The following is a 21,443-nucleotide window of genomic DNA, read 5'->3' as shown; positions in this document are numbered from 1 at the left end:
ACACATTAAGGGGCAAGCCCCTTAAGATCCCCAAAACCTAATTTTGTTTTAAAAGATTTTTTTACATAAACCAGCAAAAGGCAAGCCCCTTAAGATCCACGAAAACAAGTTCAAAGTCAAAATCATCTAAAAAATTAGTTTGCACAAAGCAGCAAACGTAGATAGTTCCATAAGAAATCTCGAGCTATCCTTATGTCACTGAAAATTCGTTTGAAGAATAGATCATGAGGATTGTGCACTAATTCATTCATGTCTGGCCTCTCTTTTTTTAGATTTTGTTTGTCAATTTAATTATACCATATTTTGAAAAATCTATAAAACATGCATTAGGCCATATTATACGTAAGCGAGAGATTGAAGAAATTCGAATATTCTTAGAGGGATAAAAAATAACGAAAGAGTAAATAAAAATTCACATGAAGTTAATTTTTCTTGCAGATACTATTAGTGGAGATGGGAAAATTAAAGGAATTTGAATTGACTAGAGAACACATAGTCTCTTATCTTGAGTGAGAATTAAAATTCCATCATTGAAAATCGCCAATACCAAATCTTCTCCCAATTTATCCCCAGTGGAAAGCTTTATAAGTTCATCGAAGAAATAAACAAACCCTGTATTTCTTCCTTCTGAATCTATGAAAAAACCTGAGAATTCTACCCCTTCTTTTTGATATTTAGGCAAGTTATCTTTTTGTGACCATAGATCTAATAAGTCAATTTTTAAAGGCTTGAAAATGTTTGAGCTTTTTATGTATAATTTTTTATTATTAATAACATCCGATGGGCTGTACTCAAAGTTAGGGTATGAAAAGGATACGGCGATGTCAAAATTATCCCCAAGTTCAAGAAAAGAATCGTTATTTCTTTTTATAATCATACTTTCCAACAAAAGATCAGAAGATAAAATATTTTCTAACTCTTTTTGTAGAGGCTCTGATAAGAAGTTGCTTTCTACTTCTGATATGGTATGGAGAGAGAATTTTAGGTTCGGTGATTCAATTTCATAATTTTTTATATACACTAAAGTTATAATCAACAAAAGAATAATAAATAGATAGCGTTTCATTGGTTGACTCCTTGTTCTTTAATTTCAAGAACCACGTAATAATTGGATCCCATGTTTATTTTAGAGACTTCTGATATGGAGTACTTGCTCTTTATTTTCTGAGTTGGTTCCATAAAGGTTGCAACTTTTGCTGTTAGTCCATCGGTCAAGGAGTAGTTGAATTCTATTAGAAAGAAGTTGTTATCTGTTAGGAAATCAAAAAATTCTTCTACGACCATCCTTTGGTTGGCAACTTTGTAAAGGTAGTTGTTGTAAGTATAATTTAAATTGTTCTGCATCCTTTTGATATTCAGATATTCTTGATATTTGCCATAACTTTCAACAACGAGAAGAACGAAAAGTATAATTATTATTGTTATTAGCGTGTATTTCAGAAATTTTCTAACGTTAGATTCTAACAGGAACAATTCTTTTATCCTCCAAATATTTTATTGCTAATTCCTTCAATTCTTGATTATTAAAAAAGTATGTTGGTTTTTCGTCAACTATTAATCCTGAAAATGCGAATTCTTTGTTTCTAATAAATTCATAATTGAAAAAATCTGTACCTAAAACGTATCTACCCTCTTTGAATTCTAAGACTTTTTTCAAAAGAATGGATTGAACCGGTAGAATAGTGTCAAAGAATAAAGATCTTTTTGATTTTTTGTAGTCGATAGTATCGATTACCAAGAAATATTCTTTATCAGAAGAATGAATCTTTTTAAAAGCGATTTTTTTATCCGTTATTTCTTGGAAGTATATTTTTCTCAGTTGAAATTCATTTTCAAATGGTTTAATAAAACAATCAATATGATTTATACATACTTTTTTCCCTTTGTATTTGAACTTAATCATAATTTTCCTCCAAAGGCTTGAAGATAGATCATGGATTGGTGAGCGCTCCCGTGACTGGAACGACGTTGAATATGGTTTTTCCTTCGCTGTTTACAATTCTGCCTCCCCTTCCGACTATCTTTCCAAAGCTCCATAATAGATCTTGGCTACTTTGATCTTCTATTCTGTATCTTATATCATAAGTCACGATTTTTAATTTTCCCTGTACTATTTGAGAGCGTAGGATTCCGTTTAAGTTGTTATCCTCTCCGTAATGGGTAGAGGCGCTTCGTGTTTTATACACCACCTCTGAAGCTATGAATCTTTCCGTAAGAGATGAAAAGTATTTTTGAAGTGGATATACAGTGAAAAAAACTATCGACGAGAACAAGATTAATTCGATACCTAAAGAAACTAGCACTTCCATAAGTAAAAAGCCTTCCTTATGAGATTTAGAATGTACCCCCCATTTCAAATTTTATCCCCCCCAAGTAGACATTGGAATAAATTTCAAATGCCAGACTCAAAATTATTACAGATAAAAATATTATAAGTACAGGTTCGATCATTTTCATAATCTTATCTGAAGCGGTTTTAAAAGATGAATAATAATAGTTTTCTAAAAAGTCAAACACCTCTTTATAATTTCCTTTCCTTTTTGAAACGCTCATTGTTAAAGAAAATTCTTTAACGTCTTTTATTTTTGAAAAAACTTCGGTAAGATCTTTCCCTTTTTCTATATCCAAATAGGCTGTTAAGAAAGTAGATGATATATACTGTGAATTTGTATTAGAAAGGACTATTTCTAAAGCGTTGTATATTGTGAGACCACTTTTTAAAAGTAAGTTAACGTTCCTTGTGAATTCGTGAAGTATGTAATTCTTGTACAAGGACTTTAAAAACGGAATCTTTGTCCAAAAAATATCGTTTCCCTTGCCTATCCAGAAAATTATCAACCCAAAGAAGAAAAATATCAACATACTTATCAACATGTAAGTTGATAAGTTAAGATTAATATCGTATCCTAAAAGAGTAGAAAACTGTGGAATAACCCAAAAATTTAGAAGAAAAAGTAAAACCAAAATTGATGAAAGAATTAGTAGTGGATAAATTAATGATTTTTCAGCGGTAGACCTGGAAAGTTTGACGTTGTTATAGTAATTTTTTAAATTGGATAAGTTTTCTCTTAAAATTAGCGTTGTCTTTGAGATGTTTATTGTATACCTAAAGTAGTTATCTATTTCAGGAAAATCAAATGCGGTTTTGTAGTCTAATCCTTTTTTCACTAAAAAGTATCCTTTAAAAACAACACCTCTTATGAACTTATCAACCTGTTCGTTGAAAACTAAAAATTCCATAGCTTCAAAGAGGGTCAGCCCCGAGTTTACAAGGAGGTACAGATTATCAACAAGGCTGATCATTTGATCGATATTGAATTTTTTACTGTTGAAATAAAAGTTATCAACATTGATGTTGATAACTCTGATGTTGAGGTTAGAAAGAATATGATAAATTTCATCTTTATCTTTTACAAGTAATAGACATTCGTATCTTTTATTTGATGATCTTTCTTCAACTTCCACCTTGTAAAGTTTTTTCACCTTTTCCCTTCTTTTATCCTTTGAAATGTACCTTATTTTTTGTTTTTATTTCATCCATGACCAATTCGTAAAAGTATCTGCTTCTCATAACCTGAATGGATTTGTATAACCTTTGTATGGTTGAAGATTTGTGATAATTATATGGTGAATCATAGATTTCTATTTCTTCACCTTCGTATTTTAATAATGAGTAGCAAGGTGTTCTTGAAAATGAAGCGGTATTGTACCATCCTTGAAATGGTGGTCTGATACCAGGTAAGAGGGTAGAATAGAAAAAACTTTCTTGAATGGTGGTGATCTTTTTAGCTGTTATTTCTTCAGTCTTTAAATTTATCAGTTCGATTTCTAAGGGAATGTTTAATTCAGCATCTTCTTCTAATTGATATTCATACTTGCCTAAATTTGAAGAAAGTTTGAGACAATTTTTTATGTTTCCAAAAAAGATGTAATCTTTGTCTATTGTGTTCAAGTAGGGTTTTAAGCTTTTTATACTTTGATGAAGAATCTTTTCTTTTTTGAGTTGGAAACAGGCGATACAAAATCCTGTGATGCCGTTGGTGATGATTTTATCGTAATAGGATAGATCCAACCCTTTTAATTTTTCAGCTGCTTTAATTCCTTGCCATCCAAATCCTCCACTTACTAAAATCATGATATTTTCTCCAAGATTTCTTCTTTTCTTTCTAAAACAGCTTTTCTTCCAGTATCTATTAAAGCTTCTGTTTGTGTGAAATCTAAAGTATTAAAGTCTTCTGTGGGCAATTCGATAAGTACGTTAGCAAATTTTTCTGTTAAATTATCATATATATTTTCTCTTATTGTATCCATCCTATCAAAAGCTTGGGAGGCATTTTTTACTTCCTCGTATTTTATCTTCTTTGATAAAAGTTTTAGGGCGATAATTTTATCTGCGCCAACTTTTTTAGCCGTTAGGATAGGTAGCTTTTCCAGAGTTCCACCATCTATGTATTTGCTACCGTTTATTTTAAAGGGTCTGAATGCACCAGGCATCGCCATGCTAGCCTTTAAAGCTGGGAACAAAGGTCCTTCACGGAAAATTACCAAATCTCCACTATCCATTTTTACCGCTGTACAATAGAATTTAATTTTCAAATCTTCAAAAGTAACATCTTTAAATACCCTTTTTAATATATAAAAATAAAGAAAAGAAGGTAAAGCCGACGGTAGCAAGTTTGCACCTATGCACGTCAAAATAGGAGGTATTTTACGAGATGAGGGTGCTTTTTTTATAAAAGGAGCTTTTTGTAACCTTAAAGCGTATTCATACAATAAGTTGGAATTACCTAAAATGGCATACCCAGCACCTACGAGTGCGCCAATACTTGTACCAACAACGATATCAAATTTAATTCCCATTTTTTCAAGTTCTAAAAGTGCTCCAACGTGGGCAGCGCCTTTGGCCCCACCTCCAGATAAAGCAACCCCAAGCAATATTAAACCTCCATAAAATCATTTATGTGTTCTATCACTTCTTTCACCTTATTAGCATATTTTCCGCCGGCTTGTGCAAAAGTTGGTCCACCGCCTCCACCGCCACCTAAGTAAGAGGCTATTTTTCTTGCAATGTTTCCGGCGTGGAACTTTTTAGAAGTGTCTTTTGATACTTTTACTACCAAACTTACTTGATCATTGTTACTCTTGTTGAAAAGGATCACAACGCCTCTACCCAACTTTTGAAGTAGGATATCGGCCGTGTTAGCATGAACATCTTTTTCTAAGTTTTCTAACTGAGCTACTACCACCTTTTCGCCTTCTATGATTTGTGGAGTTTCAGCTAATCTTTCTATATTTTTTGTGGCCAACTGAAATTGAAGTTGTTTAATTTCTTTTTCCTGATTTTTTATAGTTTTTAGAATACCTTCGATTTTATCAGGTATCTGGTCCCTTGATGAATCCAACATTTTAGATAAAATAGTCATAATACTTTCCAATTCTGTAGCATAATTAAGGCTTTCAAAACCTGTAATAGCTTCTATTCTTCTAACTCCTGATGAAATAGAGGATTCTTCCAAAATTTTGAAGAGACCAATTTCTCCTGTGTTGGAAACATGTGTGCCTCCACAGAGCTCTCTTGAGAAATCGTCTATTTCCACAATTCTTACCACTTCTCCGTATTTTTCTTCAAATAAGGCTATAACATCCATATTTTTTGCTTCTTCTAAGCTTTTTAGGTATATGTTAACAGGGATAGCTTTTTGTATTTGTTCGTTTATAAGGTATTCGATTTGCTTTATTTGATCTTGGGTCAAAGGTTCATAATGTGTGAAATCAAATCTTAATCTTTCCGGGGCTACATATGAACCAGCCTGCCTTATATGCTCTCCAATTACTTTTCTTAATGCAGAATGCAAAAGATGTGTCGCTGTATGGTTTTTCTCTGTAGCTTTTCGCTTTTTTTCATCAACTTTTAGAAATACTCTTTCTCCGTTTTTTATACTACCTTTTTTTATTTTTACTAGGTGAGATATTATCTCATTTCTTATAGGTTTGACATGTATAACTTCAGCTTCGAATGTTTCATTGTAGATAATACCCTTATCTGAGACTTGCCCTCCTCTTTCTGCATAAAAGGGCGTTTTAGGGAAGAAGAGTTCGATTTCGTCACCTTCTTGAGCTTGTGAGACAATACTATTACTTTTTATTATAAGCTGAACTTCTTCTGTCGTACTTAGTTTATCATAACCAATAAATTCAGTTGGAGTCAAAAATTTATCGATTTCTTTGTAAATTTGTTTTTCTGTATCATACTCTACTTTACCCGAAGCTGATCTTGCCATCTCTCTTTGCTTGTTCATCAGTTCTGTAAATTCTTTTTCATCAACTTCTATCCCTTTTTCGGATAATATCTCTTTTGTGAGGTCCAAAGGAAATCCGTATGTATCGTAAAGTTCGAAGGCTATTTTCCCCGGTAATGTAGTTTCGTTGTTTAAGTTTTGAATTATGTTGTTTAACCTTTCCATTCCTTTTTCCATAGTTTCAAAAAACTTTTCTTCTTCCATAAAGGAAATATCTTTGATTAAAGCTTCTTTTTCGATGAGTTCAGGATAGATTTTTCCCATTTTTTTAATCACTGTTTCAAGGATACTGCTTAAAAATGGGCCTTTTGCTTCCAACAAAGCTCCATGTCGTACAGCCCTTCTTATTAATCTCCTTAAAACATAGCCTCTTCCTTCATTTGATGGTATAATTCCTTCAGATATTAGGAAAGCAATCGCCCTTGAATGATCGGCTATTACTTTTATTGATACGTCTTTACGTTTATTTTCTCTGAATTTTACACCAAAGATTCGTTGTATTTCTTCTATTATTTCTTTGAATAGATCGGAGTCAAAATTATCATATTTACCTTGAGCCACTGCGCAGATTCTTTCAAAACCCGCACCGGTATCAATGTTTTTTCTTGGTAAAGGGGATAGGTTTGCGTTTTCGTCGGAATAATATTCAGTGAAAACTATGTTCCAAATCTCGACAAAACGACCACAATCGCAGGCGGGAGTGCAATTTTCTTGGTCTGGACAGTTTTCGGCATACCCTGTGTCGAAGTATATTTCTGAGCATGGGCCACATGGACCGGTTGGACCTGCAGGTCCCCACCAGTTTTCTTCTTTACCAAATCTTAGTATTTTATTTTCAGGTATTTTGATATCATCTTTCCAGATATTAAAAGCCTCGTCATCGGTTTCATACACAGAAGCCCATAATTTTTCTGCTGGAAGTCCTAATTCTTCTGTTAAAAATTCCCAAGCCCATTTTATGGCTTCTTTTTTGAAATAATCCCCGAAAGAAAAGTTCCCCAACATTTCAAAAAAAGTATGATGCCTGGGGGTCCTTCCAACATTTTCTATATCGTTCGTTCTTAAACATTTTTGACATGTGGTGATTCTCGTATAAGTGGGTTCAACTTTTCCCCAAAATATTGGTTTAAAAGGGACCATTCCAGCCACCGTAAACAACAATTGAGGATCGTTGGGAATTAATGAGGAACTAGGTAACTTTTTATGCCCTTTTTTCTCGAAAAAATACAAAAAACTTTCTCTGATTTCTTCAGAGGTAAAATATTTCATATAGAAATCCTCCTATTTTTTTCAAATTATTCTTTCTTTGAAAACTCTAAAACTTCTGTCAGTAACCCTTTGTCCCGTTTCCCACCCTCACTAAAGTGTCTGCTTTCTATTCTTTTAATATTTAACTACTAAATAGGCAGTATCATTATCGATAAGTATGTTGTTGTTAATCTTTTTTAGCTCTGTTGCGGTAGGTGAGTCACCGTCATATACGATTCTGATTTCTAATGGGGTAGATGAATCTTTTACTATTTCTATATTTTCTGGTTGAGAAGTTAAATAGCCGTCTGACAAGAGAGCAGCAAACGTCACCCCACTTAAGGTTGAATTATAAATACCATAGTTCATTACAGCGACTTGAACATTTTGCATTTCAGTTACTATTTTAGTTGCTTTAGCTTGATTGATAAGTCTCGTAACCGATGGGATAGCGATACTTGCGAGGATTGAAATGATCCCCAATACTATTAGAACCTCAACCACTGTGAAACCTTCGTTAAATTTTGTCTTTTTCATTTTCGCCCCCTATATCCACAGTATTCTCAACAAAAAATACCACATTGGGGTTACGATCAACAAACCATCAATTCTGTCGAGCATTCCCCCATGACCTGGTAAAATTTCTCCAGAATCTTTTACATTATAATATCTTTTAATAATTGATTCTGTTAAATCTCCAATGGTATCAAAAAAGCCCACCATCAATGCAAAGATAAGGGTTTGCAAGAGAGTTATTTTTTGAATGCTTCCAAAAAAAACCCCAATGGAATCAAATATAAATATATAAGCAAAAGTGAAAAAGATGCCACCTAATAATCCCTCCCAACTTTTTTTTGGTGAAAAATGTGGAGAAAGTTTATGTTTACCGAAACTCAACCCAAAAAAATATGCACCGGCGTCATAAGCCCATACTGCAGTTAATGCTAAAATCGCCATCCCTGGTCCATAGTTCAAATGAATCAAATAAAAGTTTGAAAGGAAAAAAGATACGTAGATAATACTTAATGCAGAAGATTCTATGAACCTTTTTGTGTGCGTTATTTCTTTAACTAAGAGCATGATCGAAAATACAGACGCTACGAAAGCTAAGAAAAATATTCCTTCACTTTCAAAAGGTAAAATTCCTCTATATTCAGCCTCCAAGGAGAATCCATATATAAGACTGGATGTTCCTACAATAAAAGTAAGCAAAAGCTTGATGAAACTATTTTTGACATCACTTGTAAATAGTTCAATCAATTCAAAGGAAGCTAACATCACTATAGTTGTAACCAATCCTAAAAGAGTGGGATACGTTAAATAAGAAAAAACAACTATAGGTCCAATAATTACCCCTGATATTACTCTTGTCCAGAGTTCTTTTTTATTCAAAGGTTTTCCTCCATATCTTTAGACTTACTGCTTATACCCCCGAATCGTCTCTCTCTTTTAGAATAATCTAAAAGGGCGTTGAAGTAATCATCATAGGAAAAATCAGGCCATAGAGTTTCTGTAAAATACAGTTCAGAATAAGCAGATTGCCAAAGTAAGAAGTTACTTAGTCTTTCTTCACCTGCTGTTCTTATTATTAAATCAGGATAAGGAACATCTGGTAAATAAAGGTTGCTGTCAATATCTTCTTTTGTTATTGTTGTCTTCTTTTCTTTCAAGATTTTATTTACTGCATCTACAATCTCTTGTCTTCCACTGTAATTCAAGGCGAAGATCAAATTGAAATCTTTGTTATTTTTACTTATGTCCTCGATTTCTTTACAAGTCTTTATGAGACTTTCTGGCAGTTTATTGATCCTTCCCAAAAATCTAACATTTACCCCATTTTCTATGATACGTTTAAGGTTATCTTCAAAGTATCTTATGAGTAAATCAAATAAAAATTCTATTTCATTTTGTGGTCTCTTCCAATTTTCTTCTGAAAAGGTGTATAAGGTAAGATAATTAATTCCAAATTCTTTAGACCACTCAATAACTTTGAGGGCAGTTTCAGCACCCCTTTGATGTCCATAGTTTCTGTCATAGCCACTTTTAGTTGCCCATCTTCCGTTTCCATCCATAATTATACCAACATGGGCAGGTACTTTTGAAAGTTTCATACTTATATTTTCCACATTTATGACTCCATGATCTCTTTTTCTTTTCTTTGGAATATTTTTTCTGCCTCATCTTCATTTTCTTTTAAAATCTCTTGGATTTCTTCTTCGAATTTTTTTGCCTCGTCTTCACTTATTGAACCCTCGTTCTTTATTTCTTTAACCTTTTTTATATCATCTCTTCTAATATTTCTTAAAGCCACTTTTGTTTCTTCTAGCATCTCTTTTATAGCTTTTACCAGTTTTCTTCTTTCTTCAATAGTGGGATTTGGGAAAGATACCCTAACTACGTTACCATCGTTTATCGCGTGAAAGCCAAAATTAGAAGCATTTATAGCTTTTTCTATCGGTTCCAGCATCTTTTTATCCCATGGGGTTATGACAACTGTTCTTTCTTCTCCAACACTTAAGGTTGCAACCTGATTAATGGGAGTAGGCATACCATAATAATCGACTTTTATATCCTCAAAAATAGCGGTAGTAGGTCGTCCGGTTCTTACTTTTTTTAATTCGTCCTCGAAATGTTCAAGAGTTTTTTTCATTTTTTCTTCTGCTTCTTTCGCATAAGAACTTCTCTTTGCCATGACTTCACCTCCGCATAAAATTTAATTCAGCAAATATTATACCACACCAAAGGGTTTTTCTTATATGATATAATATTGAAAGAGCGAAAAAACACGAAAAGGGGGCATTAATGTGAAAAAGTATCTTATCGTAACATTTTTTGCTATTTTGTCTGTACTCTTTTTTTCAGCAGATCTAATTTCATCTTATCAGGATAATTATATATTATCCAACAACTATTTGACAATAGGAATTTCTAAAGAAAATGGATATATAACCCTTTTTAAAAGTAATGAAGTTAATAAAAGTCTTTTCACAAATCATAAAATTCTAATTTCAGGTGTAGAGCTCCAAAACAGCATTGTAGAAACTTCGGAAGATTCGATTTCTTTCATTTATGATGAAAACGACTTCAAAGTGTTGAATACTTACACCCTACAAGAACAAAACCTCTTATTGAGTACTATGATAACTAACAAAACGGAAACAAAAAAACGAGTCCAAATGAATGAAATAATAGATTACTCCGACACATTTCCTTTTTTTATAAAGTCAAAGATCTTAAATAACTATGTATTAGTTCTTCAGCAAGATTTTGGAAGCTTTGGCTATTTCCCAGTTGATGATCAAACATTTCAGAGGGTTATAGCAAACGACGAGATGACCACAAGTATCTCATTTTTTACCCTTGAACCTGAGGATGTTCTTGAATTTACGAGAGTTATAACCGTTGGTGAGAGCGTTAGCGAAATAGAAAAAAGATATTACGATAAATTCGGTATAGGTTATACAACTATCGAAAAAAATATAATATTGAACAATGAAAAGTCTGCTAAGGGCATGAGAGTTGTTGTAGAAGATGAATTGGGAACCATTCAAGATGTTCAACTAGTTGATGAAAAAGGAAAAGCAGAATTTTATCTTCCCAATGATGAAGATTATGGGAATTTCCAAGTTAAAGTAGATTTTGGAAATTTGAAGAGTGAATCTGTCTCTATTGTAGAGTCTGAAGACCTTTTTGTTGAAGTTGGAGAAAATTACTTTTTTTACCAACCTTTCCTCACTAACAAAGAGGAAGATGGTGTGACTATCAATTTCAGGATGGCTGTCCCTGCCAGGTCAACTGTAGAAGTTTATGATTCAAGTAGCGAAGCTAAGGTGTTAGAAATACAAAACGAGTTTCCTTTGGAATATCACTATATAGAACTTTCTGGCTTGCAACCTGATTCTTCCTATGAATACGTGATAAATGTTGAAGATACTTATACTCTGAATGATGTCAAGACAGAAAAAAAGGCTTTTAAAACCAAGCCTTTAGATGAAAATATTGATTCTTTTCGATTTATAGTTTATGGAGATACTCAAATCTATGACGAAAGACACGCTTACGTTGTTAATAGAATTGTAGGAGATTCGGATCTAAATACAGCATTCATTCTAAAGCCTGGAGATCACACGGAAGAAGGCACATCAGAGAAGAGCTGGAGTAAATTTTTTGAGTCTGCAAACCCTTTAAGTTCTCAAATCCCCTATTACATGGCTTTAGGTAATCACGAAAGAAACAGTCTACTTTATTATAGGGCATTCGAGCTTCCAAGTGGTGGTGGAGATTATTCCAAGAGATGGTACTCTTTTGACTATGGAAACTCACATTTTGTCATCTTAGATTCTAATATTTTAGAATCTTCAAATCTTTATGAAAAACAAATGGAGTGGTTGGAAGAAGATCTTAAAAACAATAATGATAAAAAGTTTATCTTTGTGTCTTTTCATCATCCTTTTTGGACGACAGCTACAGAGTATGGTAGTATGGAAGAAAATCTTCCAGAAGGTCATTTCAACACAAAAAATTGGTTGCCTATTTTCAAAAAGTACGGTGTTGATGTTGTAATAAACGGACATATACACGCTTACGAAAGATATTTCAAGGATGGAATTATGTTTATAACCAGTGGTGGAGGGGGTGCTAAACTAAATACAAATCATGGAGCGGATCCGTTGCCTTGGCATGTTAAACACGTGCTTGAAAAACTTCATTACATTATTTTTGATGTTTACGAAGATTCTATAAAAGTTACTGTAAAAGCAGTGGCGAGGGTTGATAATCCTCTTTTCCCAAATCAATATACTCCAATTGATGAAGTAATCGATGAATTCTACATATACAAAAAGTGAAAGGGAGATGGTTCTCCCTTTTCACAATTTTACCAAACCTGAAAAACCCATAAAAGCCATTGAAAGAAGTCCGGCTGTTATTAGCGCTAAAGCGGTACCTTGGAAAGGTTTTGGAACGTTGTTTAGTTGCATTTTTTCTCTTATTGAAGAAAATATTATCAATGCTAGCGAAAATCCCAATCCAGAGGCAAAAGAGTTTACCAAACTTTCGATAAAGGTGTAATTGGTTTGTATGTTTAACAACGCAATCCCCAATATTGCACAATTGGTTGTTATAAGTGGCAAGTATATTCCCAAGGCTTCGTAAAGGGCTGGGCTGGATTTTTTAATAAAGAACTCAACAAATTGAACAAGTACAGCAATTACAAGAATAAACACGATCGTTCTTAAAAATTCTACTCCAAGCATTATTAGGATCTGGTTTAAAAGCCAAGTTATTACTCCGGCTATCGTCATGACAAAAATTACGGCGATAGACATCCCAATAGCGGAACTCTTACTTCTAGAAACTCCTAAAAAAGGGCAAATACCTAAAAATCTAGTTAAAATAATATTGTTAACCAAAGCAGCTGAAATAAACAGTAGGATAAGATTCATTTTTTAGCACCTGCCTTCTTCTTTTTGTTTTCTCTACTTATACCTATCGAATTGAACATTCCAAGTAAAAGTCCTAAAGTAATGAATGCGCCAGGTGGTAGTATGAAAAGGTATAAGTTGAGGGCGTCTCCCCACACCGTAAAACCAAAGATCGTTCCGTTACCCAATAATTCTCTTACTGATCCCAATAATACGAGTGCTCCTGTAAAACCTAAACCGATTCCCAAGGCATCAAATATTGAATCTAATACCCCGTTTTTTGATGCGAAAGATTCTGCCCTTCCCATTATGATACAGTTCACAACTATCAAAGGTATAAATATTCCCAAAGTCTGCCATAATTCGTATGTTAGTCCGTGCATTATGAGATCTATCATTGTTACAAAAGAAGCTATAATAACAATATAAATGGGTATTCTTATCTTTTTAGGAACTATTTTCCTGATCAAAGAGATTACAATGTTTGACATTGTTAAAACAGCTAGAGTAGCTATTCCCATACCCAAACCATTTTCTGCGCTTGTAGTTGTAGCTAAAGTAGGGCACATTCCTAACACTTGAACAAAAGTTGGGTTGTTTTTTATCAAACCGTTGGTAAAGTTTTTCAGATCCGCCATCTTTTCACATCACCCCTTCCTCTTTTAAAAATTCTACAGCTGCATTAATAGAATCAGCAACGGCTCTTGGAGTTATTGTTGCTCCTGTCATTACATCGCTAGTTTTCACTACACCTTGTTCTTTGTAACTATTTATTGAATTAGTTGGGACAGTTACGCCGGCGTCTTTATCGACTTTAACACCTACATTTAAACCTGATTCTGGGATCAAACTAAATCTTTTTTTCACGGGTTCTTCAGAGATTTTGGCCCCAAGCCCCGGAGTTTCTTGTGAATAATTTATTACTTCTATTTTATTCAAAGTAATTTGGACATCATCTTTTTTGATGAATGAAATAACGCTAACCACATCTCCTCCGTAACCTACTCCTGAAACTGTCATGACATAAATTTCGGTGTTGTTTTCCGTGAACTTATAAATCGGGGAAAAAACTTTTGCGTTTTTTGGACTTACGTATAAAACACCATCTTGATCTTCTTTCCATATATTTTTTTCTAACTGTTCTTCATTGGTAGGAATATTAGAAACTAAATATTCACCAGTATTTGCATCTTTTAATACCTCTTCTATAGCTGACAATGTATTATTGAATTCTGATTGTACTATCATTGGATTGACAAAATTATACACAATAGATACTAAAAGACCGGCAGCAACCATAAAAGCGGTTAAGATTAAACCTGTTTTTATATATTCACGCATGTTTTATCTCCCCTTTGGTTGTTCCATAAATTTTTGGTTTTAGCCAATCATCTATCAAAGGGACAAAAGCGTTCATGATAAGAATTGAAAAGGAAACACCTTCGGGGTAGCTACCAAAAAATCTTATGATCATCGTCAAAATACCAGCTCCCACACCAAAAACGAGCTGGCCCATTTTGGTCATTGGAGAAGTAACCATATCCGTTGCCATGAACAAAGCACCTAATATTAAGCCACCTGCTAAAAGATGGAACAAGGGAGTTCCAAATTTGGTAGGATCAACCATGTAAAAAACAGAGCTAAAAATTAAAACCGTTCCTATATAGGATACAGGGATCATCAATTTTATTCTACCTTTAATGACTAAGTATATGAAACCAATAATTAAAGCTAAAGCGCTAACTTCTCCGATAGAACCGGGAATTGTTCCGATGAACATATCCCAGTAAGTATAATTTTGGAGTACTGTGCTCATTCCTTCTTCAGAAATTATTCCCAGTACGGAGGCAGAAGTAACAATATCAGGATTCTGGTAATAAAAAGGTACATACCAGGTGGTCATAGCTGTAGGGAAAGATATCAACATAAAAGCCCTTCCAACTAAAGCAGGGTTAAAAAAGTTTTGACCTAACCCCCCAAATACTTGTTTCGCTAAAATTATCGCAATGACCACTCCTAACATAATTTGCCACCAGTTAACAGCTAAAGAAAGGTTCATACCTAAGAGTAACCCTGTAACAGAAGCGGAAAAATCAGGGATGTGATCTTTTTGCTTTCTTATAAAACGAACGATCGAAAAATCCAACATTTCTGCAAAAACCATAGAAAATAACATAATAAAAAGTGCTCGAAAACCAAAGATCCACGTTGAAGCAATAACCGCAGGTATCAATGATATCAAAACATCGATCATAATTTTTCTAGTAGTATTGGTAGTTCTAAAATGGGGAGCCGCTTCAGTGCTAAGATTCAACTCAAACCCTCCTTTTTTGAATGGCTTTTATAACCTTTTTTGTTGTCTTGAATGTTTTAACTAGATCTATATTTGATGGACAAATGTAAGAACAAGCACCACATTCTATACAATCCATAATTCCATTTTCTTGTGCGATGTCGTTTTTCCTAGCATCAGCAAGTTTTTTTAGGTAGTAAGGTTGAAGTCCCATGGGGCATGCTTTAACACAAGAAGCACATCTAATACATGGATATTCATGCTTTTGTGGTATCTCTTCTTTTGTTAATACGGTGATCGCATTGTTTCCCTTGAAAGTCGGTAAATCAATATTTGGTAAAGGTAATCCTGTCATTGGTCCACCATAGATTATTCTGTCGATTTTTTCCTCTTCAACGAGTCCTACTTGATTTAAAAGGTCTGAAACCTTAGTTCCAATTCGGAACCAATAGTTACCAGGTTTTTTTACACCCCCACTCAAAGTGATACCACGTTCAACTAAGGGTTTCCCATTGATTACTGCATCATAAATTGCATAGGTAGTGGAAATGTTAAAAACTAAAGCCCCAGCGTCAATAGGTAATCCTCCTGAAGGGACTTCCCTTTTTGTGATAGATTTTATTAATTGTTTTTCTGCACCTTGAGGATATTTTGTTTTTAGAATTGCAACTTCGATATTTTCATTTTTTAAAGCGTTTTTCATGGCTTTTATTGCTTCAGGTTTGTTTTCTTCGATGCCCACATAAATTTTTCCCGGATTAACTATATATTCTATTATTTTTATTCCTTTAATGATTTCTTCTGTGTATGTTCTCATCATCATATCATCGACAGTTATGTAAGGTTCACATTCTGCTCCATTGATTATTAAGTAATCGACTTTTTTGCCAGCGGGTATACTTAATTTTACATGAGATGGGAACATAGCACCACCTAATCCCACTATACCGGCTTTTTTAACAATGTTAATTAATTCTTCCTTTGAAAACTTCTTAAAGTTTTCATCGTGTTCAATATACTCCCAAATATCTTCTGAAGTTCTTTTTATTACAATTGCGTTATCCTTTCTTCCTGTGGAGGTATTTATAAATGATTCTATACCAACAACTTCCCCTGTAACAGAAGCATGTATGTTTGCTGAAATATTGCCTGCAGCCTCTGCTATTAATTGACCTGTTTTTACCTGATCGCCTTCTTTTACGATCGGCTTTGCAGGAGCTCCTATATGGTTAGTTGTGAATAGGTATACAAAATCGGGCAAAGGTAACTTTTCAAAAGGTTTGTCCTTTGTAAAATGCTTCTTCTGAGGCGGATGTACACCACCTTTAAAAGTTAATGTTGGCACAAAGAAACCTCCTTTTTGTTTTTTAAGAAACTAAGAATTGAAAGCCTATATAAATTTTAGGTAATCTTCTATAACTTTTTTAAAGGGTTCAAAAGCGGTTCGAAAATTATTATAGCACGAAAGAATGTTCTAATTTCAACAACTTCTAAAGTTTTTAAGAAAAATTATTACATTTATGTATATTAATTGTTTTTTCATATTTATTTAATATTGTCACGCTATAATACTTAACAGAGATATAACTGTTTGTTTTAAATTAGTCTACTTTTTTTAAATGCTTCTCTATGATTTTATCATATAATATCTTCTTTTTTTATTCTAATTTTTTAATAGAAGGTGAGTTTTCATGATAGAAAAAGACAAAATCGAGGACTTCGAATCGGAGAGCACAGATTGCACTCAAGCTGATAAAAGCTCAAAAGTCAAAAAATATTCCTTGTCTTTAACTATTAAAAATAATCCTAATGCAATCACCGATGAAATTTTAAGAAAAATCAAAAAAAAGCTATCGAAGGATGAGAAAACAGTAACTTTTGAAGAAATTGACGAGTCTATACCTAGCCAAATGCGTGAAGATTTTACATTAGAATTTTTAATAAAGTTTTACAATGAATTAAAAAAATCTAATATTTCTGTAGTGGATAGCTCAATACATCATTTTTATGAAGAAGAAGAGGAAGAAGAAAAAGATTTAGAGAACAATGAAGATTTTAAAGATCCTGAAGAATACGATGAGATTTTCGAAGATTTTGCCGATGTTGAAGTTGAGATGTGTGATAATATTTCGTTGCAAGATCCGATTAAAATATATCTTAAAGAGATTAGTAAGAGCAAATTATTAACCCCTTCAAGAGAAAGAAAATTAGCAAGAAGGGCACAAATGGGAGATAAAAGAGCCAGAGAGGAACTTATAAAAGCTAATCTGCGATTAGTTATTAGCATCGCAAAAAGATATGTTGGTCATGGATTAGGCTTTTTGGATCTCATACAAGAAGGAAATATTGGCTTAATGAAAGCCGTTGCTAAATTTGATTGGAAAAAAGGTTACAAATTCTCTACTTATTCTTATTGGTGGATACGCCAGGCTATAACAAGAGCGATTGCTGATCAAGGAAGGACTGTAAGAATTCCAGTACATTTGGTAGAAACGATTAATAGAATGAATAGGGTCGTAAATAAGTATATTCAAGAAAATGGAGAAGTACCTGATTTAGAAGAACTCTCTGTTTTGATGGACAAGCCGGTAGATAAGATGAAAGAGGTATTAATTAGTGCCAAAAATATATTCTCTTTAAATGCCCCGATTTCTAATGATGTAGATGCTGAAGGAGAAAGTGAGGTACTCGATTTTATTGATTCTGATTCACCTACCCCTGATGAAGAGGGAAGGAAGATGATTATTCGTCAAAAAATGGAAATGATCATTGATACACTTTCACCTAAGGAAGCTATGATACTAAAAATGAGATACGGTTTCGTAGATGGGAAACAGAAAACTCTCGAAGAGGTCGGAGAATTTTTTAACGTAACAAGGGAAAGAATAAGGCAGATAGAGTCCAAATCTATCAGGAAGTTAAAACATCCGGCTAGAAAAAAGATGATAGAAAATATTATCCAGGAATACTAAAGGGAAAATTTTAAGTCTCAAGCCTATTGACAAAGTAATTTATGGTTGATATAATAACTAAGGATTTGAAAATGAAACGATACAAATGGCCCCATAGGATAACGGCTAGTCCATTGGATTCTCAGTCCAAGAGTCAGGGTTCGATTCCCTGTGGGGCTGCCAGAATTAATAATCGGGTAGAAGATAGATAAGAATTATTATCAACCTTCTACCCGATAAATTTTTATTGTTTTTTTAAGGGAAGCTAGTTTGATTTATCGAAAAATTTAGTCACAATTTTTCTGTGGGAATGCTTCCACATTCAAAAACGTGATTGAAAAGATTAAAAGAACTTTCAAAAGCAGATTTCAACGTGTAACCTTTTATGATACTACTGATAAAATTAGCCTCAAAAGCAGATACAGCCTCTTCAAAATACTTTTTTTCTTTAACTTTTACTTCATATATTTTTTTATCAAAAGAGATTGCATCTTTTGCTATAATTAGCTTATTATCAGCTTTCAAATTATTGCTTTTTTCTGCTAATTCTCTATATGTCGTTTTAGAAATTAAAAAAAGATAATCACATGTAAATTTATCAATTTCATCTGTATAAGGTTCCCGTAAATCTACAAATAATCTTCTTTTTGCCTTAGTCAGATCGATTATCTTTTTGTTCCAGGAGTTATACACTATAAAAAGATTTTTTATATTATAGAGATATTCGGTAATAAATTCAGGTTCTACTTTTAAGTTTGTTTCACGATAATCAAGGTATTCAGTACTTTCTTCTATATTCCTAACTTTCCTCGTATTTCCTCCAGGTTTTTCAATCCAAATAATAGGAATTTCTTTTGTTTGAAAAGTTTTAAGTAAGAATTCAATATACTCATCAGGACTTAAAAAATCAAATATCGATGGTTTAAGATGAAAATAATCGTTCAAATAAATAACAACTCTTCCACCAGGTCCCGCTACCTCAGTTGTTATTTTGATATTATCTTTTATTTTTTTTATAATATGTTCGATTTCTATGCCACCTAAAACACCAATATCAGGAAGATTTTCTCTACTAATTATGGAAAGAACTTGCTCTTGATATTGGTAAACAGTTTTCAATTACGTTTCCTCCCACGATTTTTTAAACACTGTGGTTAGTGCTAATGTAATTTTTAATTTAATTGTGACCATTTTTTGAGGGATAAATCACAACTTTTCTATAAGGTTCTAAACCCATGGAAACGGTATGTAATTTGGGATAATTATAATTTATATACTTGTGAATTATTTTTCTTTCAAAGGAAAACATAGGGGCTAATTCCACCTTTTCGTTAGTAGATATTGCTTTTTTAGCAGCATTGTCAGCGATTAGTTCTAGGTTTTTTTTCCTATTTCTTCTGTAATCCCCAACATCCAATTTAACATCACATTTAGTATCCGTCATTCTATTGACATAAATCATGGTTAAATGCTGTAGTGCTCCAAGGTTTCGCCCTTGTTTGCCAATTACTTTACCCAAGTTTTCTCCTTCTAAAAAAACTTTCAAGGTCTTATTGTAATAATTAATATTGATATCAACATCTTCTTCAAAATAAGAAAGGATATTTTTCAAGAATTTTTTTACCTTATTGATAAGGTATTTCTCGTTGGGATAAGCTTCTATGATGAGGGGCTTTTTACCTATTCCAAAAAAGAATCCCTTAGAAGGCTCTTGAATAATCTTATAAGAAATCTCATCGATACATGATGCGTTAAAATTTGATTTTGCTTTTTCTAAAACCGATTCCAAATCAGTTCCTTCAAATTTTGTCTCACCTTGTAATTTAAACACTTATCATTTCACCTCCTGACAGGCTTTGGACCCAAACCAACGAGTTGTCTAAACGTAATACCTTTGACATTGTAAATCCTGTTGTACACAAATGTCAACAAGGTTTGTATTACAGTGTTCAGTGAATAATAAATGAATACTCCGACGGGTAATCCAATCAAAATGAAAGGAAACACCACAGACATAATTACCGACGTCCATGCGCTCCTGGCATCTTGCGACATTAAAAGGGCATTGATTAAAGAAGCAATTATGGCTAGTAATAGTAGGAAAAAATTGGCTTGGAAACCGCCTAGAGAAAGATCTGTCCATAAAAGGAATCTGGGATTGTATGCATAACTACCTTCAAAATAGTAGATTACTTGCCACAGTATGATCATAATGGGGAGAGGAATCAAAGAAGTCAAACATCCTCCGGCAGGGTTCACTCCTTTTTCCTTGTACAATTTCAGAGTTTCTTCTTGCTGTTTTTGAGGGTTTTTATATTTTTTTCTTATTTTCTCAAGTTCTGGTTGTAACTGTTTCATTTCGATCATGGATTTCTTTTGCCTGCCATATACGGGGAATAATATTGCATTTACAATGAGGGTAAAGAGTATTATAGCCCAACCAAAATTCCCTGTTACTTTAAATAGCCACCAGAAAAAGTTAACGAACCAATAAAAAATATTATTGAAAGGTCCAAACTTTCCTAAATCCTGCATTAAATCGATTACTGTAGAGTAAACGATCCCTTCTTCTATACCATCAAACGTTTCTTTAATAAATATTTTTTTGGTTGGACCTAAATAAGAAATTATTTTTTGATCTGAATTATTTAATGGCATCAAGTATTGATTTTGAGTGGATTCTATTGCTACAGGCGTATATATCGCTAGTGTAGAATCTAAAGCTTCACCTGTTGAGATGGATTTATCAATGTATGAAACAAAAACATTTCCACTATATCTTATTCCCGAAGAAAAAGATATGCTAGGTAAAACAACGTATCCATTTAAATTTTTAAATTCAACATCAAAATGATAGTTAGGATCGTTGTAAAACTTATAAATCTTTTGGCCTCCGTTGGGGAAAAAGTAATTTACTTCGATATAACTTTGATCTTCCGCCAATCTGATATTATAGTTACTAGGTAATATTTCTGTCATGTTTTGAGTATCTAAAATATCGTAGCTATCAGCTGTATACTCATAGACTAAATTATATTTTTTAGTTCTGCTATCGTAGAGTTCGAAATTTAAAATGTGCCCATTATGGTCTAACTTCAATCTATACAATTTCATTTCAATGCTAATTTCTTGATTCAATGAACTCTCTGATACCGTTATCTCAGGAATTGCAAAGGCAACAACATTCAAAAACATTAGTAACGTCAAAAAAAACAATCCTTTTTTCAAG

Annotated in this window: 22 protein-coding genes and 1 tRNA gene; 3 read left to right on the top strand and 20 right to left on the bottom strand. The window is 33.2% G+C overall.

What is annotated here, in order from left to right; all coding sequences use genetic code 11:
• Positions 1–481: 481 nt before the first annotated feature.
• The 12 genes from NAAC61_RS07515 to frr all read right to left on the bottom strand — a co-directional run bounded on the left by NAAC61_RS07515 (position 482) and on the right by frr (position 10,239).
• Complete coding sequence (locus NAAC61_RS07515; protein WP_202695611.1) at positions 482–1,066, bottom strand: hypothetical protein; 585 nt, start codon at positions 1,064–1,066, stop codon at positions 482–484.
• Positions 1,063–1,473, bottom strand: coding sequence for a hypothetical protein (locus tag NAAC61_RS07510; RefSeq protein ID WP_202695610.1), 411 nt, complete (start codon positions 1,471–1,473; stop codon positions 1,063–1,065). The genes NAAC61_RS07515 and NAAC61_RS07510 overlap by 4 nt, the downstream gene beginning before the upstream one ends.
• A complete protein-coding gene (locus NAAC61_RS07505) occupies positions 1,454–1,903 on the bottom strand; it encodes a hypothetical protein (protein ID WP_202695609.1) in 450 nt (149 codons plus the stop codon). Before NAAC61_RS07505 ends, NAAC61_RS07510 begins: the two co-directional genes overlap by 20 nt.
• Before the next feature lie 28 nt (positions 1,904–1,931).
• Positions 1,932–2,357, bottom strand: a complete 426-nt coding sequence (locus NAAC61_RS07500) for a hypothetical protein (protein ID WP_121959735.1) — start codon at positions 2,355–2,357, stop codon at positions 1,932–1,934.
• Positions 2,335–3,483 carry a type II secretion system F family protein gene (locus NAAC61_RS07495; protein WP_202695608.1) on the bottom strand — a complete coding sequence of 383 codons (1,149 nt, stop codon included), beginning with the start codon at positions 3,481–3,483 and terminating at the stop codon, positions 2,335–2,337. The genes NAAC61_RS07500 and NAAC61_RS07495 overlap by 23 nt, the downstream gene beginning before the upstream one ends.
• Positions 3,484–3,496: 13 nt before the next feature.
• Complete coding sequence (locus NAAC61_RS07490; protein WP_202695607.1) at positions 3,497–4,135, bottom strand: hypothetical protein; 639 nt, start codon at positions 4,133–4,135, stop codon at positions 3,497–3,499.
• Positions 4,132–4,935, bottom strand: a complete 804-nt coding sequence (locus NAAC61_RS07485; protein ID WP_202695606.1) for a patatin-like phospholipase family protein — start codon at positions 4,933–4,935, stop codon at positions 4,132–4,134. The genes NAAC61_RS07490 and NAAC61_RS07485 overlap by 4 nt, the downstream gene beginning before the upstream one ends.
• A gap of 2 nt (positions 4,936–4,937) precedes the next feature.
• Positions 4,938–7,568: an alanine--tRNA ligase gene (alaS, locus tag NAAC61_RS07480; protein WP_202695605.1), complete on the bottom strand. Its 2,631-nt coding sequence runs from the start codon at positions 7,566–7,568 to the stop codon at positions 4,938–4,940.
• 114 nt (positions 7,569–7,682) lie between these two features.
• The gene (locus tag NAAC61_RS11050; RefSeq protein WP_103065063.1) at positions 7,683–8,084 is read right to left on the bottom strand and encodes a prepilin-type N-terminal cleavage/methylation domain-containing protein; all 402 of its coding nucleotides are present in this window, start codon (positions 8,082–8,084) and stop codon (positions 7,683–7,685) included.
• Between the two features lie 9 nt (positions 8,085–8,093).
• Positions 8,094–8,939, bottom strand: a complete 846-nt coding sequence (locus NAAC61_RS07470) for a phosphatidate cytidylyltransferase (protein WP_012208456.1) — start codon at positions 8,937–8,939, stop codon at positions 8,094–8,096.
• Positions 8,936–9,658: a polyprenyl diphosphate synthase gene (gene uppS / locus NAAC61_RS07465; RefSeq protein WP_041534266.1), complete on the bottom strand. Its 723-nt coding sequence runs from the start codon at positions 9,656–9,658 to the stop codon at positions 8,936–8,938. Before uppS ends, NAAC61_RS07470 begins: the two co-directional genes overlap by 4 nt.
• Positions 9,659–9,675: 17 nt before the next feature.
• Positions 9,676–10,239, bottom strand: a complete 564-nt coding sequence (gene frr, locus NAAC61_RS07460; RefSeq protein ID WP_103065065.1) for a ribosome recycling factor — start codon at positions 10,237–10,239, stop codon at positions 9,676–9,678.
• Positions 10,240–10,351: 112 nt separating this feature from the next.
• Here frr and NAAC61_RS11225 point away from each other — a divergent pair, with 112 nt between their 5' ends.
• On the top strand, positions 10,352–12,394 hold the full coding sequence (locus NAAC61_RS11225) for a metallophosphoesterase (protein WP_202695604.1): 2,043 nt from the start codon (positions 10,352–10,354) through the stop codon (positions 12,392–12,394).
• Between the two features lie 21 nt (positions 12,395–12,415).
• On the opposite strand, the gene rsxA is transcribed toward NAAC61_RS11225, so the two are convergent.
• From rsxA to rsxC, 5 genes are read right to left on the bottom strand one after another with little or no spacing between them, the layout of a single operon-like run.
• The gene (rsxA, locus tag NAAC61_RS07450; RefSeq protein ID WP_202695603.1) at positions 12,416–12,991 is read right to left on the bottom strand and encodes an electron transport complex subunit RsxA; all 576 of its coding nucleotides are present in this window, start codon (positions 12,989–12,991) and stop codon (positions 12,416–12,418) included.
• Positions 12,988–13,608 carry an electron transport complex subunit RsxE gene (gene rsxE / locus NAAC61_RS07445; protein ID WP_012208451.1) on the bottom strand — a complete coding sequence of 207 codons (621 nt, stop codon included), beginning with the start codon at positions 13,606–13,608 and terminating at the stop codon, positions 12,988–12,990. Before rsxE ends, rsxA begins: the two co-directional genes overlap by 4 nt.
• Before the next feature lie 4 nt (positions 13,609–13,612).
• Positions 13,613–14,311 carry an RnfABCDGE type electron transport complex subunit G gene (locus NAAC61_RS07440; RefSeq protein ID WP_121959729.1) on the bottom strand — a complete coding sequence of 233 codons (699 nt, stop codon included), beginning with the start codon at positions 14,309–14,311 and terminating at the stop codon, positions 13,613–13,615.
• Positions 14,304–15,284, bottom strand: a complete 981-nt coding sequence (locus NAAC61_RS07435; protein WP_012208449.1) for an RnfABCDGE type electron transport complex subunit D — start codon at positions 15,282–15,284, stop codon at positions 14,304–14,306. The genes NAAC61_RS07440 and NAAC61_RS07435 overlap by 8 nt, the downstream gene beginning before the upstream one ends.
• A 1-nt stretch (position 15,285) precedes the next feature.
• On the bottom strand, positions 15,286–16,608 hold the full coding sequence (gene rsxC, locus NAAC61_RS07430) for an electron transport complex subunit RsxC (RefSeq protein ID WP_121514704.1): 1,323 nt from the start codon (positions 16,606–16,608) through the stop codon (positions 15,286–15,288).
• A 346-nt stretch (positions 16,609–16,954) separates the two neighbouring features.
• Between rsxC and NAAC61_RS07425 the strand changes: the two genes are divergently transcribed.
• The gene (locus NAAC61_RS07425; RefSeq protein ID WP_121514703.1) at positions 16,955–18,235 is read left to right on the top strand and encodes a sigma-70 family RNA polymerase sigma factor; all 1,281 of its coding nucleotides are present in this window, start codon (positions 16,955–16,957) and stop codon (positions 18,233–18,235) included.
• An 87-nt stretch (positions 18,236–18,322) separates the two neighbouring features.
• A tRNA-Glu gene (locus tag NAAC61_RS07420) sits at positions 18,323–18,397 on the top strand.
• A gap of 108 nt (positions 18,398–18,505) precedes the next feature.
• Here NAAC61_RS07420 and NAAC61_RS07415 read toward each other — a convergent pair.
• From NAAC61_RS07415 to yidC, 3 genes are read right to left on the bottom strand one after another with little or no spacing between them, the layout of a single operon-like run.
• The gene (locus tag NAAC61_RS07415) at positions 18,506–19,333 is read right to left on the bottom strand and encodes a hypothetical protein (RefSeq protein ID WP_121514702.1); all 828 of its coding nucleotides are present in this window, start codon (positions 19,331–19,333) and stop codon (positions 18,506–18,508) included.
• 58 nt (positions 19,334–19,391) lie between these two features.
• Positions 19,392–20,045, bottom strand: coding sequence for an RNA-binding cell elongation regulator Jag/EloR (jag, locus tag NAAC61_RS11220; protein ID WP_121514701.1), 654 nt, complete (start codon positions 20,043–20,045; stop codon positions 19,392–19,394).
• 8 nt (positions 20,046–20,053) lie between these two features.
• The gene (gene yidC / locus NAAC61_RS07405) at positions 20,054–21,442 is read right to left on the bottom strand and encodes a membrane protein insertase YidC (RefSeq protein ID WP_158245453.1); all 1,389 of its coding nucleotides are present in this window, start codon (positions 21,440–21,442) and stop codon (positions 20,054–20,056) included.
• Between the last annotated feature and the right edge of the window lies 1 nt (position 21,443).

This window comes from Petrotoga sp. 8T1HF07.NaAc.6.1 (assembly GCF_016772115.1).
Taxonomy (GTDB): Bacteria; Thermotogota; Thermotogae; order Petrotogales; family Petrotogaceae; genus Petrotoga; species Petrotoga mobilis.
The sequence above is the reverse complement of the archived record's forward strand: the minus strand, read 5'-3'. Positions and strand labels throughout refer to the sequence as shown.